Below are 15755 nucleotides of genomic sequence, written 5' to 3' on the forward strand. Positions count from 1 at the left end.
AGTGAGAACGACCATGGTCCGGTCGGCGCGAGCGCGCTGATCCGGGCCTCGTATTCGCGTCGGGCCTGCGTTGGGCCGGGACCGCCGGGGCGCCCTGGCCGCCGTCGAGAGGCAGGCAGCGGGCGAGGGGCTGGCGGTGGGGAGCGGGGGCGGCGGTGACGCGCAGGGGTAGCCCTGGTCGCGCCGTAGGGTCGTCCCTCGGTCGAGCACGGTCCGCTCGGCGGGCCCCGGCTCGGTGGCGCGGGGGAAGTCGGCGACCTCACCCGGCCCGTTCCGGGAGCGCCCGCCCGGCGGCCCGCCGGGCGGGCGCTCCCGGCGCCGGGCCGCGCATCCGCGGCGGGGCCGAACCCGCCGCGGATGCGCGGGCCGACGCCCGGTGCGTACGGAAGGGCTCATCGCGCCGGTACGTACGCCAGGCCGTGGGCGCCCGGTTCGCCGGCCCTGGGGACCTCCAGCACGGCGACCGCCTCGAGGGCCTCCAGGTCCACCACCGTCACGGTGCTGGACACGACGGCCGAGACGTAGCCGTACCGCCCGTCCGGCGACGAGGCGATGGTCAGGGGGAACGCCCCGACGGGCACCGCGGCCGGCGCGTGTCCCCGATCCGGCGCGTGGACGCGCAGCAGGCCCGGAGCCTGCGCGCCCAGCCCGGAGCCGCCCGGCCTCGGCCCCGCCGCCGCGAAGCGCAGTTCGCCGGCGAGCACCCGGCCCCGGGAGGTGACGTGCACCGGGAAGACGAGGCCGTCCGCGGGCAGGGTGCGCACTACCCGCCGGGTCCGCGTGTCGATCACGCGCACTCCCGCGCCGCGCACGGCCGGGGCCGCGCCGAAGTCGCCCTTGGGCGCCGCCACGTACACGTGCCCTCCGTCCGGGGACACGGCGATGCCCTCGCTGCCCGGCACCGGGACGCGGTCCTCCTCGCGACCGGTGGCCAGGTCCACGACGGTCACGAAGGGCGCCTCCTTGTTCGAGGTGTACGCGTGCCGCCCGTCGGGGGTGAGGACGAACCAGTGCGGGCCGGGCGCGCCGACGGGTATCCGCCGGACGGTCCTGCGGGTCACCGGGTCCACGGCGACCAGCGCGCCGGGTTCCCCTTCCACGCTGACCCAGAGCAGATCGCGCACGGGGTCGGTGAGGACGCCGTGCGGGGCCTCCTCGGGCGAGAGGTCCAGGACCTCGACGACCCGGTGGGCGTCGGGGTCGATCACCACCAGTTCGCGGGCCCGGCCGGTGTGGGCGTGGTAGTAGCCGGACCGGTAGGTGACCGTGCAGTAGAGCAGCCGCCGCCGGGGGTCGAAGCAGAGTTCGTGGGGTTCGCCGGGGACCTCCAGGACCTCCAGGGGCTCGTGGGCGGCGGCGTCGAAGAACGTCACGGTGGGGCCGCTCTGGCTGACGACGGCGAGCTGGTCGTGCGGAACGCGTCTCATGCCGCCACCCTGCGGCGGTCCGGGCGGACGACTCCAGTGAAACCTGGGCAAGGTGACGTTGCGTCGTGCGCAAAGAACGTGGCGGCGACCGACGGAGCCGTACCGGACCGTGATCGGAGTCACACCGTGGAGTCGCTCGACCTGAACCTGCTGGTGGCACTGGACGCCCTGCTGGAGGAGGGCAGCGTGACCGGCGCCGCCCGCCGACTGCACCTGTCGGCGCCCGCGATGAGCCGCACCCTGGGCCGGATCCGCGGCGCACTCGGCGACCCCGTGCTCGTACGGGCCGGGCGGCGCCTGGTCCCCACCCCGCTCGCCGTGGAACTGCGGCCCCGGGTCGCGGCCCTGGTGCGGGAGGCGCGGGGACTCCTCGCACCCCGCCCGGAGGCCGACCCGGCGGCCTTCACGCGGACCTTCGCCGTCCAGGCGGCCGACCCGCTGCTGGGGCGCGTCGCGCCCCGGCTGCTCGCGGCGGTCGCCCACCGGGCCCCCGGCGTGACCCTGCGGTTCCTGACCGAGGCGCTGGAGGGCCCCGACGCCCTGCGCGACGGGACGGTCGACCTGGAGGTGGGGGTGGTCGAGGACACCGGGCCCGAGGTGCGGACCGAACCCCTCGGGCAGGCGCGCATGCTGGGTGTGGTCCGCCGGGGGCACCCCTGGCGGACGCCGCACGGCCCACCGTCCGGGCCTTCGCGGCCGCGGCGCACATCGGGGTCTCCCGCAGGGGGCGGGTGCGCGGCCCGGTCGACGAGGCGCTCGCCGAACGGGGCCTGCACCGCCGGATCGCGGCGGTGGCGCCGAACCTCGCGGTGGCCCTCCTGCTGTGCCGGGACACCGACCTGGTGTGCCTGACCCCCCAGGGCATCGCGGGTCACTGGCCGGACGCCCTGGGGCTGCGCACCTTCGAGGTGCCGCTGCCGCTGCCCGCGCTGGAGGTGGCCATGGCCTGGCACCCGCGCAACGACGCCGACCCGGCGCACCTGTGGCTCCGCGACAGGGTGCGTGAGGCCTGGCCGGAGTGAGCCGCCCGCCGGGGCCCGGGCCGCCTCCCCGCCGGCGGCCGGCGCGGTACCCCCTCCGGGCCCGCCGGGGCGCCCGCCGCTACGCTCCTCCGCATGACGCACTCCCTCAGCGACCTGCTCCGCGCGGCGGCGGACCGGTCCCTCCCGGTCATACGCGCCGTCCCGGACGGACGCCTCGCCGACCCGACCCCGTGCGGCGAGTACGACGCCCGCCGGCTCCTGGACCACCTGTTCCACGTGGTGGTCAACTTCCAGCTGCTCGCCGCGAAGAAGGCCCCCGACTTCTCCGCCGAGCCGGAGCCCGTGACCGCGCGCGCCGACTGGCGCGGCGCCTTCGCCGCCGAGACCGCCGCGCTGGTGGACGCGTGGGCGGCACCCGGAGCCGAGGACGGGACGACGGGGACGATGGACCTGCCGGCGAAGGTGGTCGGGCGCATGGTCCTCGGCGACCTCGTCATCCACGCCTGGGACCTGGCGCGTGCCACCGGCCAGGACTACACGCCCGATCCGGCGGTGGTCGACGACCTGCTGGCGGTGTTCGCGCAACTGGCCCCGGCCGGGCGGAGGATGGGCGCCTTCGGTGAGGAGCACCCGCTGCCCGGCGGCGGTTCCGGGGCGTCCGCCTGGGACCGGCTGCTGGCGCTGACCGGGCGGGATCCGGGGTGGACGCGGCCGGAGTGAGGCCGCCGGGCGGACGCGGACGTCCGCCCGTACGCCGGCCGCCCGGCGGTGCCGGCCCGCCCGCAGACCGGGCCCCGCCGCGCCGCCGGCCCGCCCGCTCCGTACCGGCTCAGTTCCGCAGCGGCACCGCGCGGGCGGCCCCGCCGTCCGCCGCCGGCGAGCCGTGGACGGAGAGCGGGGTCGCGATGTCCTCCAGGGACCTGCGCTCGGCCGGCACGGCGAGGAAGAGCGCGACCAGGCCGCCCGCCACCATCACGGCCGCGCCCAGGCAGAAGGCGAGCACCGTGTCGGCGACCGCGCCGCTCCCGGTCAGGCCCGCGAAGATCAGCGGGCCGGAGACGCCGCCGGCCGCGGTGCCGACCGCGTAGAAGAACGCGATGGCCATGGCGCGGGTCTCCATGGGGAAGATCTCACTCACCGTCAGGTACGCCGAGCTGGCGCCCGCCGAGGCGAAGAACAGCACCGCGCACCAGCACGCCGTCAGCGTCGTCGCGGTGAGGTGCCCCCGCCCGAACAGCCAGGCGGTGGCGAACAGCAGCCCCCCGGAGAGCAGGTACGTCCCGGCGATCATGGGGCGCCGCCCCCAGGTGTCGAAGAGGTGCCCCAGCAGCAGCGGGCCGAGGAAGTTGCCCAGCGCGATCACCGCGAAGAAGTACCCCGTCGATCCGCTGGGCACGTCGTAGAAGGTCGCCAGGATGGCGCCGAAACCGAAGGTGACGGCGTTGTAGAGGAACGCCTGCCCGACGAAGAGCGCGAAGCCCAGCACCGCGCGGCGGGGGTACGTCCGCACCAGCGTCCGGGCGATCTGCCCGAAGCCGACGCTGTGCCGCCGCTTGACCGTGATCGGCCCGGCGGGTTCCGGCAGCGGCCCGCCGGTCTCCCGCTCCACCTGCCGCTCCACGTCGGCGACGATCCGCTCGGCCTCCTCGGCGCGGCCGTGCAGGAACATCCAGCGCGGGCTCTCCGGCACGTGCCGCCGTACGAGCAGCACGCCCAGGCCGAGGACCACGCCGAGGCCGAACGAGACCCGCCAGCCCACGTCCCTGGGGAGGACGTCGGTGTCCAGCAGGACGACCGAGAGCAGCGAACCGCCCAGGGCGCCCAGCCAGAAGCTGCCGTTGATGATCAGGTCCACCCGGCCGCGGTACTTGCTGGGGATCAGCTCGTCGACGGCGGAGTTGATCGCCGCGTACTCGCCGCCGATGCCCATGCCGGTGAGGAAGCGGAAGACGAAGAACCACCAGGACGAGTACGACAGGGCCGTCAGCGCGGTCGCCCCCAGGTAGACGGCCAGGGTGATCAGAAACAGCTTCTTGCGGCCGTAGCGGTCGGTGAGCCAGCCGAAGAGGAGGGCGCCGGTGCAGGCGCCCGCCACGTAGAGGGCCGCGGCGACGCCCGTCACCTGGGCGCTGCTGATGGCCAGTCCGCTGCCCTCCTCCGAGAGACGGGCGGCCATGTTGCCCACGATGGTGACCTCGAGCCCGTCGAGGATCCACACCGTGCCGAGCCCGATCACGACCATCCAGTGCCACCGCGACCACGGCAGCCGGTCCAGGCGGGCGGGCACCCGCGTCGTGAGGGTCCCGTCCGGGGACCGCCCGTCCTGCGCCATGGGTCACCTCCGCGAGTGAGAAGCCGCATCCGCCTACCCCCGGCCCCCCTGCCGGAAACGGCTCGCGGAAGGCGCCGGGGGAGTCCTGCGGCCGGGCGCCGGGGAGCCCGCCCGGCCCCGGCCGGGTGCGCACCGGCCCGGGCCCCTGGGCCGGCCGGGGCCGCCGTGCGGCGGTGGGCCCGGCGACCGCCCGGGGCACCGGGACCGCCGGGCCCAGGTGGGCCCCGCGCCCCGCAGTCCGGGCCCGCCGGGCGGCGTACCGGCCGGACCGCCTCCAGCGAGGCGCGGAAGCCGTGCAGTCCCTCCGGCAGCGCCGCGCGGACCGACGGCTGCACGGCGGCGAGGGCCGCGGTGAGCGTCCTCCCCCCGGCGGGCACGCAGCTCGCCGAGGCAGGCCTTCGCCGGGGCCGTCGGACGCAGTTCCAGCTTCCGGCGGCTGACTGAGTTCGGCGGCTTCTCGACGAAGCCCAGGGCCTCGAGCCGGTCGCACAGGCGGCTCACCGGGAAGGGGGCGGACCCCAGCGGCCCGCTGGGCGTGCGGGGGGTTGATCCCGTCCTCCCGCTCCAGCGCGTACAGCGCCCTCGGCCGGGTCGCCGGGACGGGGACGGGGAAGACCGCCTCGCGGCCGTGCTCCCAGAACGTCTCCGGCAACTCGACGACCTCGCCCGCCACCCCGGCGGCGACACCGCCGGACCCGCGCGGGGGGCGGTGGGGGCTTCACGTCCACCAGTGCACTCCCGGTCACGCGTAGCCGGCTCGGGCACCGGTCCCGCACCGCAACGCCCGGGACGGGAGCGCACCGCCGGCGACGGGACGCCCGCCCGCGCCGCAACCCCGTCTTTCCGTCGCGCGGCGGCCCGGGGACGCGGCCCTCCGCGGGCGGTCGCGGCGCCGGGGCGGGCGGCGCGGTCCGGCCGCGGCACCGCGGGCACCGCCCCCGTTCCCGGCGGGCCCCGGACCCGCCGGGAACGGGGGCACGCGAGCGGGCCGCAGGGCGCCCGCGGGGCGGGCCGATCGATTCCCTGGGCGTGCGTACGACACGGTAGGCTGGCCGCATTTGCCGCATGACAAAGGTTCGCGGGGGCATCCTGTCGGGCCCAGGCAGCGCTAACGAGGATGGTCATGGCTGAGACAGGCGACAACCCCCGCCCCGTGCCGCGGTCACGCACGCGCCAGACCGGTGCGGTGGGCGAACCGGAGCTGCGCGGACTGCTGGCCGGACTGACGGCGGTGCGGGACGGCGACTTCGGGACGCGCCTGCCCGAGGGGGCGGACGGCCTCCTCGGCGAGATCGCCACCGTCTTCAACGGCATGGTCGACCAGCTGGCGCTGTTCACGTCCGAGGTGACCCGCGTCGCCCGCGAGGTGGGTACGGAGGGCACGCTGGGCGGCCAGGCGGTGGTGCCGGGGGTCTCCGGCACCTGGGCGGACCTGACCGACTCCGTCAACGCCATGGCGGGCAACCTCACGACCCAGGTCCGCGACATCGCGCAGGTGGCGACGGCGGTGGCCAAGGGCGACCTGTCGCAGAAGATCGACGTGGACGCCCGGGGCGAGATCCTGGAGCTGAAGAACACCATCAACACGATGGTCGACCAGCTGTCCGGCTTCGCGGACGAGGTGACCCGTGTCGCGCGCGAGGTGGGCACCGAGGGCAGGCTGGGCGGCCAGGCCGACGTCAAGGGCGTCTCCGGCACCTGGCGCGACCTGACCGACTCGGTGAACTTCATGGCCGGCAACCTCACCTCGCAGGTGCGCTCCATCGCGCAGGTGGCGACGGCGGTGGCCAAGGGCGACCTGTCGCAGAAGATCGACGTGGACGCCCGGGGCGAGATTCTGGAGCTGAAGAACACCATCAACACGATGGTCGACCAGCTGTCCGCGTTCGCGGACGAGGTGACCCGTGTCGCGCGCGAGGTGGGCACCGAGGGCAGGCTGGGCGGCCAGGCCGACGTCAAGGGCGTCTCCGGCACCTGGAAGGACCTCACCGAGTCCGTCAACGTCATGGCGGACAACCTCACCGCCCAGGTCCGCTCCATCGCCGAGGTCACCACCGCCGTGGCCCGCGGCGACCTGTCGCAGAAGATCCGGGTGGACGCCCGGGGCGAGATCCTCGCCCTGAAGGAGACCATCAACACGATGGTCGACCAGCTGTCCGCGTTCGCGGACGAGGTGACCCGTGTCGCGCGCGAGGTGGGCACCGAGGGCAACCTCGGCGGCCAGGCCACCGTCCGGGGCGTGTCGGGCACCTGGAAGGACCTCACCGACAACGTCAACGTGATGGCGTCCAACCTCACCGGGCAGGTGCGGTCGATCGCCCAGGTCGCCACGGCCGTGGCGCGCGGCGACCTGTCGCAGAAGATCACGGTCGAGGCGAAGGGCGAGGTCGCCGCGCTCGCCGGCGTCATCAACACGATGGTCGACACCCTCTCCGCGTTCGCGGACGAGGTGACCCGCGTCGCCCGCGAGGTGGGCACCGAGGGCATCCTCGGAGGCCAGGCGAGAGTGCCGAACGTCGCCGGCACCTGGAAGGACCTCACCGACAACGTCAACTCGATGGCGAACAACCTCACCGGCCAGGTCCGCAACATCGCCCTCGTCACGACCGCCGTCGCCAACGGCGACCTGTCGAAGAAGATCGACGTCGACGCGCGCGGCGAGATCCTCGAACTCAAGACGACCATCAACACGATGGTCGACCAGCTGTCCTCCTTCGCCGCCGAGGTGACCCGCGTCGCCCGGGAGGTCGGCAGCGAGGGCCGGCTCGGCGGCCAGGCCGAGGTGGAGGGCGTCTCCGGCACCTGGAAGCGCCTGACGGAGAACGTCAACGAGCTGGCCGGCAACCTCACCCGGCAGGTCCGCGCCATCGCGGAGGTCGCCAGCGCCGTCGCCGAGGGCGATCTGACGCGGTCCATCACCGTCGAGGCGTCCGGCGAGGTCGCCCAGCTCAAGGACAACATCAACGCGATGGTGGAGTCCCTGCGCGAGACCACGCGCACCAACGAGGAACAGGACTGGCTCAAGACGAGCCTCGCCCACATCTCGGGCCTGATGCAGGGGCACCGCGACCTCGCCACCGTGGCCGGGCTGGTCATGGAGGAGCTGACGCCGCTCGTGTCGGCCCAGTACGGCGCCTTCTACCTGGCGGACGACTCGGCCGGGGACCCGGAGCTGCGGCTCGTCGGTTCGTACGGCCGCCCGGTGGGCGGCAAGGGCCCCGACCGCTTCCGCATGGGCGAGGCCCTGGTGGGCCAGGCGGCCCTGAGCCGGCGCACCATCGTCGCCGAGGGCGTGCCGGGCCAGTACATCAGCATCACCTGCGGCCTGGGGGAGATGGCGCCGGGCAGCGTGATCGTCCTGCCGATCCTGGTCGAGGACCAGGTCCTCGGCGTCATCGAGCTGGCCTCGTTCAGCCCCTTCACCGCGGTCCACCGCGACTTCCTCGAGCAGCTGATGGAGATGCTCGGCGTCAACGTCAACACCATCGTCGCCAACGCGCGCACCGACGAGCTGCTGGAGGAGTCCCAGCGGCTGGCGTCGGAACTCCAGGCGCGCTCCGAGGAGCTCCAGGTCCAGCAGGAGGAGCTGCAGCGGTCCAACGCGGAGCTGGAGGAGAAGGCGGCGCTCCTCGCCGACCGCAACCGCGACATCGAGCGCAAGAACCTGGAGATCGAGCAGGCCCGCCAGGAACTGGAGGCACGGGCCCAGCAGCTGTCCCTCGCCTCGAAGTACAAGTCCGAGTTCCTGGCCAACATGAGCCACGAACTGCGCACCCCGCTCAACAGCCTCCTCATCCTCGCCCAACTGCTCGCCCAGAACCCCACGCGCAACCTGACGCCGAAGCAGGTCGAGTACGCGGGCATCATCCACTCGGCCGGCTCCGACCTGCTCCAGCTGATCAACGACATCCTGGACCTGTCGAAGGTCGAGGCGGGGAAGATGGACATTAACCCCAATACCAGTGACTTAAGGATTCCGGACGCGTCTGGCCTTGGAGGATGAGGTAATAGGGGCGGTGCGCCAGTGGGGGGCGATGGTTACGGCGTCGTCCGGGTCGCGGGTGGGCTGGGGCCACGTGCGGTGCTCGTCGCGTTTGACGCCGAAGTTGGACATCTTGCGTTTGACGACGCGGGGGTTGGTGCGTCGGCGTCGCGGCGGTAAGAGCCGGGCCGCTATTTCGTCGAGTCCGTGGGCCAGCGCCGCCGCGAGGTGGTCAGGGGAAAAGGCCGCCTGCGCGGTGACCTGGCGGCGCGCGAGGCGGATGGTGCGGGTGAAGGACAGCCTGTCGGGGTCGAGGCCGGCCGCTTCGGCGGCGTCGTGCATGAGCGCGCGAATGGCGTGATGAACAAGCAGGTGACCCCAGACTTCCTGCTCGACCCCGCCGGGTGACCGTGAACGCAGGACCTCGGCGGGCCCGCGCTGGTGCGTCTTCAGCTCGTCCAGCGCGTTTTCGAACTCCCACCGTTCCTGGTAGAGGGCGGCCAGCTCCGTCGCCGGGGCGGCCTTGGAGTCGAGGACCGTGGTGATCAGGCGGTAGGGGGCTTCCGGACCGGGCCTGCCGGGATCCTCCAGCGTGTACTCGATGACCCGCACCACTTCCGGATCAGCTCGCTTGCGATGGTCCTTGGCTGCGACGATCTCGGACAGGTAAGAGCCGTCGGGCAGCTCCTCGCGCACGGGCAGCACCTGGTGGGCGCGGACGCGCCACAGCAGGTCCGCTCCGCCGGCCGCCGCGGCCCGCCACAGCTCCAGGCCGGTGAAACCGCGGTCGGCCAGCAGCAGGTCACCCGCCCCCAGGCTGCCGAGCACCTGCCGGGCCAGTACGGGTTCGGACACCGTGCGAGGTCCCAGCGCGGCGGCGGTGATGGCGTGAGTGCCGCACTCGGCCAGCGCCACCACCCGTACCTGCGGGAACGCACACCGCTCGGTGCGATGTGTTGTGGGGCGCCCGAAGTAAGCGGCGTTCTCCTCGCTGTCCGGCACGTCGAACACCGTGCCGTCGACGGCCATCACCCGCCAACTGCGGTAGAAGGCCCCCGGCGACGACTCCGCCGCCAGAGGCCGGGCCACCTCGGCGAACAGGGCCTTCAAGGGCTCGGGGCCAAGTCTCGCGCGGGCCCGTGAGATCGCCGCCGTGGTCGGCACGTTCCAGGACCCTGACCAGCGCTTCACCCATGCCAGCCCATGCGTCAGCAACCGGGCGACCTCTTCATAGCCCTGGCCGGAGAACAAGCACATCGCCAGCACGAAGTAGACCACCACGCGGGGCGGCAGCAACCGGTTGCGCTGACCGGACCGGCCGCACTCGGCCACAACCCTGTCCACCAACTCCGGCGGAAATGACCTCGTCAGCAGCCCGACCGCAATGCGATCCGACAGCCGCTCATCCGTCTCCGGCTTAACCTGTCCCGGCCGCGGCATCTCAGCACCTCCCGACCAGACATCCTACCGACTTGAAGTCTTAAGTCACTGGTATTGACATTAACCCCGAACGAGTCCCCCTGCGCCGCCTGCTCGACTACGTCGAGGCCACCTTCCGGCCCATGACCACGCAGAAGGGCCTCGACTTCGCCATCACCACCGCCCCCGGCGTCCCCGCCGACCTGCTGACCGACGACTCGCGGCTGCGCCAGGTCCTGCGCAACCTGCTGTCCAATGCGGTGAAGTTCACCGAGCACGGCAGCGTGGAACTGGTCATCGAGCCGGTCCCCGACGCCGGGGTCCCCGTCTCCGTCTCCCGGCGCGACGGCCCCGTGGTCGCCTTCCGGGTCGAGGACACCGGCATCGGCATCGCGGAGGAGCAGCTGGAGAGCATCTTCGGCGCCTTCCAGCAGGCGGACGGCACCACCAGCCGCAAGTACGGGGGGACCGGCCTGGGCCTGTCCATCAGCCGGGAGATCGCCCACCTCCTCGGCGGCGCCGTCACCGCGGAGAGCACGCCGGGCCAGGGCAGCGTCTTCACCCTGTACCTGCCGGTGACGCACACGGACTTCCACGCCGAGCTCGAACCGGCCCCCCACCGCGCCGAGCTGGAGGAGGCTGAGCGGCCCGAGCAGCCGGCGAACGGGGCCCGGCGGGGGCCCGCCGCCCCGGCGCCGCGCCCGACGCGCCGGCTGCTGGTGATCGAGGAGCGGCCGCGCGGCCTGCTCTCCCTCGTCGCCGAGAGCGCCGTCGCCGAGGTCGGGGGCGGGGACGCCCGGCCCGACGACGGCGTGGACATAGAGGTCATCCCCGCCATCGGCGCCCAGGAGGCCGCGGCGGCCCTCGCCGCCGAGCCGTTCCACTGCGTCGTGCTGGAGCTGGACATGGCCGGGGGCGAGGCCCTGCGGTTCCTGGACGCCATGGACGGCGACGCCGCGCTGCGCACCGTGCCGGTCCTCGCCCACACCAGCCGCCGCCACGACAGCGCCCAGGAGCTGGACCTGCGGCAGCGGGCGGGCAGCCGCCCGTTGGAACTCCTGTCCAGCCTCGACGAGCTGCGCGAGCGCATCGCCCTGCACCTGTCGGCGGAGCAGCCCGGCGACGTGGTGGTGCCCCTGGTCCGCACGGAGGAGCTGCCCCACCTGACGCCCCTCAAGGAGCTCGACGGGGAGCTCCGGGGCCGCACGGTCCTCGTCGTGGACGACGACGCCCGCAACCTCTACGCGCTGAGCGGGATCCTCGAACTCCACGGCCTGCGGGTGCTGCACGCGGAGAACGGCCGCAGGAGCATCGAGGCGCTGCACGAGCACCCCGAGATCGACCTCGTCCTGATGGACGTCATGATGCCGGAGATGGACGGGTACGCGGCCACCGCCGAGATCCGGCGCATGCCGGACCACGCCGACCTGCCCGTCATCGCCGTCACCGCGAAGGCGATGCCGGGCGACCGGGAGAAGAGCATCATGGCGGGTGCCAGCGACTACGTGACCAAGCCGGTCGACGCCCACGACCTCATCGCCCGCGTGCGCCACTGGATGCGCGTCAGGACCGGCGGGGCGGAGACGACGCGATGACCGCCTCCGACACGAGGAGCGGCTCCGGCCCCGCCGGTGCGCCGCACACCGGCCCCGGTACGGCGGCGGACCGCGCCGAGGGCTCCGCACGGCACCCCGCGCCGTACTCCGCGGCCGCGCCCCCGGCCCCCGGGGCGGAGCAGGACTCCGCGGTCGGCCGGCTGGCCGCCACCGTGGAGCGCCTGCGGCGGGAGGTGCGCGCCGCGCAGGCGGCCGCCGACGGGCGGGCGCTGATCGAACTCGCCAAGGGCGTGCTGATCGAGCGGCTGCGCTGCGGGCCGGCCCAGGCCGCCCGGCAGCTGTCCGAACTCGCCGAGCAGGCCGGGGTGGCACCGCTGGAACTGGCGGCCGACATCGTCAACCAGGCCGCCCGGGACCACGTCGCCGAGGTCGTCGACGACTTCGTCCGCCGTACCGGCGGGACCCCGTCCCGGGAGGACGGCGACGCGTCCGTCGCCGTGCGGCTGCGTACGGCGGAGAGCGCCGCGCTGGCCGCCGGAGACACGCAGAGGATGGCCGAGTCCCTGCTGGAGCACGCGCTGGCGCCGCTCGGCGCGACGGGCGCCGCCGTCTGGACGGCAGGCCCGGACGGATCCCTCACCCTCTCCGGCCACGCCGGCTTCGGCACGGAGGAGGCGGGCCGCTGGTGGTACGTGCCCCCGGGCGTGGCGACGGTGGCCCGGCGGGCGCTCGACTGCCGGGAGACGGTGTGGATCACCTCCCTGACCGGCTCCGGGGTCCCCTCGATCGGCCGCTCCCAGTACCCCCAGGGCGGCCGCGTGGCCATGCCCGCGGGCACGGGCGGCCGCGTCCACGGCGTGCTGGAGATCTGCTGGCCCGCCCCGATCGGCCCGCAGCCCCAGCCCGTGGTGCGGCAGCTGGAGGCGCTCGCCGAGCTCTGCGCGCACACCCTGGAGACCCTCCCGTCCTCCACGGTCTACCCGCCGGGGATCTCGCGGGAGTTCGCCGACGTGTCGGAGCTGGCGGACCTGGCCGACGGGCTGTACGACCCGGCACTGGTCCTCACCCCCCACCTGGACGCGGAGGGGCGGCTCGCCGACTTCCGCATCCGCCACGTCAACCACCGCTTCCAGGACCCGGCCGGCCGCCCGCGCAGCGCGGTCTCCGGCGCGCTGCTGCTGGAGGCCTATCCCATGGCCGCCGGGGAGAGCGACCTCTTCGGCAAGGTGGAGCGCGTCTACGCGACCGGCGAGCCGTTCCGGGCACGGCGGACGACGCTGACGGCGCTCGTCGACCAGGTCCCCCTCGCACTGTTCGCGGACATCAGCGTCAGCCGGCACGGCGGCGGCGTCCTGCTCATCTGGCGCATCGAGGACGAGACCGCGCGCCTCGCCCGCCTGCTGCAGCACGCCCAGCGCCTGGGCCGCGTCGGCGGCTTCGAAGAGGACCTGGCGACCGGCGAGATCACGTGGAACGGCCAGTTGTTCTCGCTGTACGGAAGACCGCAGGCCGAGGGGCCGGTGTCGCTCCAGGACCTGACCTCGTACGCGCATCCGGACGACGGGGTGGCGATCGGCCGGTTCCTGCGGGCGGTCCTGCACCACGGCCGCCCCGACAGCGTGGCGTTCCGGCTGCAGCGCCCCGACGGCGTCACCCGGCACATCAGGGTCATCGCCGAGCCCGTCCTCGACGACGGCCGCCTGGTCGCGGTCCGCGGCGCGTACCAGGACATCTCGTCGCAGCACTGGACCGAGGTGGCGCTCGCCGCGACGCGCGACCAGCTCGCCCAGACCGAGCAGGAGGCGGCCGAGCGCAACCGGCTGGCGCTGCAGCTCCAGCACGCCATCATGCCGCCCACCCGCTCCCCGCTCGACGTGCCGGGCCTCGACGTCGCCGTGCGGTACCGGCCCGCCGAATCCGAGTCGCTGGTCGGCGGCGACTGGTACGACATGGTCGTCCTGCCGTCGAAGCACATCCTGCTCTGCGTCGGCGACGTCGCGGGCCACGGCATCGAGGCGGCCACCGGCATGGTGGTGCTGCGCAACGCGCTGCGCGGGCTGGCGGTCACCGGAGCCGGCCCCGCCCAGCTGCTGTCCTGGCTCAACATGGTGGCCCACCACCTCACGGAGCAGGTCACGGCCACCGCGGTGTGCGGCGTGTACGACCCCGCGACGCGGGTGCTGCGCTGGGCGCGGGCCGGGCACCTCCCGCCCGTCCTGGTGCGCGAGGAGACGGCCGAGCCGCTGCCGATGCCCCAGGGCCTCCTCCTGGGGGCGCTCTCCGAGGCCGAGTACGAGGAGAGCGTGGTCACGCTCGAACCGGGCGACTCCCTTCTCATGTACACCGACGGCCTCGTCGAGAGGCGCGACACCGCCGTGCAGGACTCGCTCAACCAGCTCCTGACCACGGCGCGGGGCCCGGCGCCGTCGCTGGGGAACCGGCTGGACCGGCTGCTGACGCACAGTCGCTCCGACACGGACGACGACACGTGCCTGATCGGCATCCACATCGAGTGAGGACGGACCGGTCCCGCGGCACGCCGCGGGACCGGCGGCCGGCCGGCCGACCGGGCGCGGAGCGCTCCGGTCTGCGGGTGGGGCCGCGGGACGCTTCAGAGGCCTTCCCGCCCCGCCCGGAACCCGGCCGGAAGGCCCCGTGGGGCGGCCCGGGGACGGGAGTCCGGCCACGACGGTTGCCGCTCGGCGGCTCCCCGCCCGGCCGGCGCCGGCCGGGCGGGGAGCCGCACGCCCCCGGACGGCGGCGGCACCGCCGCGCGGGGACGCGCACCGGGCCGGTGGCGCCGGCCGTACCCGCGGCGGGCCGGTCGGGGCCGTCCCCATGCGGACCCCGCGTCGGGGTGACGTTCCGGAGCTCTTCTCGGTGCGGCCGGTGGCAGAGGGGGCCGCAGGGTGTGAAAGGAAGGCCATTTCGCCCGGGCCGTCGGACCGGATGCCGGTCCGAAATTTCCAGGAGGGTGTTTCCGGTTTGCGGACCGTGCACCGGGCCGCTGTTTCCCGTTCGTTCTCGCGGGTCGGCCGGTGTCGCTTTTTCCCGTCGGCTTTCCTTGTTCTCCGCTCCGCTGCTCCGGTGATTGTCTCACCCCTATGGCGGCGCAATTCATTTCGGCCGCCGGCCCCCGGCCGGGCGGACGGGTACCGTCCGGTTTCCTGCACGCCGCGGGCGCGTCGGCGGACCGGTCCGCCGGAGGCCCGCCTGTGCGGGGGAGACCCCGTGCTGCCCGTACTGCCTGCTGCGACCCTCCCTGACGGGGGGACCGGCGGCGCGGCGCACGGCCGGGGCACCCGGGCCCGCCCCGGAAGCCCCGGACATCCGGAGGGCCTCCGCGGCGGGAAACTCCACCGGTCGCCCGCCGGGGCGCCGTTCCGGACGGGGCGGCGGTATCGGGCAAGGAGGCAGGGCCGACACCACTCGGTTGGAGCAATACCCCCGCAGGTTGCGCTTCGTTTACCGGTCGGTGATGGTCGAATGTGGCACTAATGCCTTTCCGGATCAGTGCCGTGACGGCAGACATGACCACGTCCGGCGCTGTGGCCGAACGCGACTGAATACCGGTCACGCAGACGCCCCGCCCCGCCGGGACAACGACACGGAAATCCCTCAGACCCAGAAGGAAAAGAGAAGGATGAAGCTCAAGAACGCCCTCGCCTGCACGTTCGCCGCTCTGGCCGTCGCCGGTGGCGCCGCCGGTACCGCCCAAGCGGCCGACGACGACACGTCGAAGTTCGACAGCAGCAGCCAGGTCCTCAGCTGCGACGTCATCGAGGTCATCGACATCCCGATCCTCTCGTCCGCCGACAACAACATCGACTGCTCCGAGAACGTCAAGGAGGAGGAGAGCAAGTCGGTGCACATCGTGGACGAGGAGAACGCCGAGGCCACCGCGGTGCTCCTCCCGCGCAACCGCTGACCGTGCGGTCCGCCCCCTGAGAGGGGCCGGGCCGTCGTCCACAGGGTCCAGCCGCCCCGGAACCCCCGGGGCGGCCGGACCCGTCGGGCGTTCGGCGGGCAGGGAGCGGCGGTGACGGCCGGGGAGCC

5 protein-coding genes and 5 pseudogenes are annotated in these 15755 nt (G+C 74.1%); 7 read left to right on the plus strand and 3 right to left on the minus strand.

Annotation, left to right across the window (positions count from 1 at the left end; genetic code table 11):
* Positions 1 to 392: 392 nt before the first annotated feature.
* Positions 393 to 1427, minus strand: a complete 1035-nt coding sequence (locus LUW75_RS23790) for a YncE family protein (protein ID WP_250337440.1) — start codon at positions 1425 to 1427, stop codon at positions 393 to 395.
* 186 nt (positions 1428 to 1613) lie between these two features.
* On the opposite strand from LUW75_RS23790, the pseudogene LUW75_RS25075 reads away from it, so the two are divergent.
* From LUW75_RS25075 to LUW75_RS23800, 3 genes and pseudogenes are all read left to right on the plus strand, one after another.
* Positions 1614 to 1679, plus strand: a pseudogene (locus tag LUW75_RS25075) (hypothetical protein); the annotation flags it as partial.
* 404 nt (positions 1680 to 2083) lie between these two features.
* Positions 2084 to 2449 (plus strand): LysR substrate-binding domain-containing protein, encoded by a 366-nt coding sequence (locus tag LUW75_RS25080; RefSeq protein ID WP_462933809.1) that lies wholly within the window; start codon positions 2084 to 2086, stop codon positions 2447 to 2449.
* Between the two features lie 93 nt (positions 2450 to 2542).
* A pseudogene (locus tag LUW75_RS23800) lies at positions 2543 to 3124 on the plus strand (TIGR03086 family metal-binding protein); the annotation flags it as partial.
* 115 nt (positions 3125 to 3239) lie between these two features.
* On the opposite strand, the gene LUW75_RS23805 reads toward LUW75_RS23800, so the two are convergent.
* Entirely contained in the window at positions 3240 to 4742 is a 1503-nt protein-coding gene (locus LUW75_RS23805; RefSeq protein WP_250337442.1) for an MFS transporter, read from the minus strand.
* A 1123-nt stretch (positions 4743 to 5865) separates the two neighbouring features.
* On the opposite strand from LUW75_RS23805, the pseudogene LUW75_RS23810 reads away from it, so the two are divergent.
* Positions 5866 to 8715 (plus strand): annotated as a pseudogene (locus tag LUW75_RS23810) (HAMP domain-containing protein); the annotation flags it as partial.
* Positions 8716 to 8958: 243 nt separating this feature from the next.
* On the opposite strand, the pseudogene LUW75_RS23815 reads toward LUW75_RS23810, so the two are convergent.
* Positions 8959 to 10164: pseudogene (locus LUW75_RS23815) on the minus strand (IS4 family transposase); the annotation flags it as partial.
* 53 nt (positions 10165 to 10217) lie between these two features.
* On the opposite strand from LUW75_RS23815, the pseudogene LUW75_RS23820 reads away from it, so the two are divergent.
* The 3 genes and pseudogenes from LUW75_RS23820 to LUW75_RS23830 form a co-directional block, all read left to right on the plus strand.
* A pseudogene (locus LUW75_RS23820) lies at positions 10218 to 11738 on the plus strand (response regulator); the annotation flags it as partial.
* Positions 11735 to 14215: a SpoIIE family protein phosphatase gene (locus tag LUW75_RS23825; RefSeq protein WP_250337443.1), complete on the plus strand. Its 2481-nt coding sequence runs from the start codon at positions 11735 to 11737 to the stop codon at positions 14213 to 14215. The pseudogene LUW75_RS23820 and the gene LUW75_RS23825, both read left to right, overlap by 4 nt.
* Positions 14216 to 15342: 1127 nt before the next feature.
* Positions 15343 to 15627 carry a hypothetical protein gene (locus tag LUW75_RS23830; RefSeq protein ID WP_250337444.1) on the plus strand — a complete coding sequence of 95 codons (285 nt, stop codon included), beginning with the start codon at positions 15343 to 15345 and terminating at the stop codon, positions 15625 to 15627.
* Positions 15628 to 15755 lie beyond the last annotated feature (128 nt).

The sequence above is a fragment of the Streptomyces sp. MRC013 genome, assembly GCF_023614235.1.
GTDB lineage: Bacteria > Actinomycetota > Actinomycetes > Streptomycetales > Streptomycetaceae > Streptomyces.

Coding starts and splice junctions, on each gene's coding strand:
- LUW75_RS23790 (WP_250337440.1), bottom strand. CDS start 1,427: ATGAGACGCGTTCCGCACGACCAGCTCGCCGTCGTCAGCCAGAGCGGC.
- LUW75_RS23805 (WP_250337442.1), bottom strand. CDS start 4,742: ATGGCGCAGGACGGGCGGTCCCCGGACGGGACCCTCACGACGCGGGTG.
- LUW75_RS23825 (WP_250337443.1), top strand. CDS start 11,735: ATGACCGCCTCCGACACGAGGAGCGGCTCCGGCCCCGCCGGTGCGCCG.
- LUW75_RS23830 (WP_250337444.1), top strand. CDS start 15,343: ATGAAGCTCAAGAACGCCCTCGCCTGCACGTTCGCCGCTCTGGCCGTC.